At 41.9% G+C, this 580-nt stretch carries 1 protein-coding gene; it reads left to right on the plus strand.

Features of this window, described 5'->3' with window-relative positions; translation table 11 throughout:
- Positions 1–242: 242 nt before the first annotated feature.
- On the plus strand, positions 243–580 hold a 338-nt coding region (locus tag FRC98_RS20935; RefSeq protein WP_230467894.1), incomplete at its 3' end, for a cadmium resistance transporter.

The raw sequence follows: 580 nt of genomic DNA on the forward strand, positions 1-580 counted from the left end.
ATTCATAGAAATAGAATGCTTAACAGGACAAGTCCGGATTAGCTATACCAATTTTCCGATTCGCCTTGCCGCTTGTCACTCCCTGTTCATTATAACAAGCCTGTTCAAATATTAAAACAATCATTTGAATGTATAATTGACAATCTAGCGAAATATTTGTACACTTGTATTAATCAAACGTTCGTTTGAACGTATAACTATTAGAAGGATATTAGTTGGCTCTAGTATCCACAAAGGAGTTGGTGGAGCTGATTACGACAATTTTTTCCGCTGTTGCAGCTTACGTTGCGACCAGCATTGATTATGTCATCATTTTGTTGATCCTGTTTTCGCAGACGATGAAAAAAGGTCAGTTAAAATCCATAGTCATCGGTCAATATTTGGGAACAGCCATATTAGTGGGTGTCAGTCTATTGGCTGCGTATGGCTTGACGCTCGTACCGACTCACTGGGTCGGCCTGCTCGGTCTCATACCGATTTATTTGGGAGTCAAGGTTTGGAAGCGAGAGGAAGAAGAGAACGACGAAGAGGATCTCCTGTCCCGCTTGTCTTCCGGCAAGTCCAATCGCTTGTTTGTCAC

Source organism: Lujinxingia vulgaris, assembly GCF_007997015.1.
GTDB classification, from domain to species: domain Bacteria; phylum Myxococcota_A; class Bradymonadia; order Bradymonadales; family Bradymonadaceae; genus Lujinxingia; species Lujinxingia vulgaris.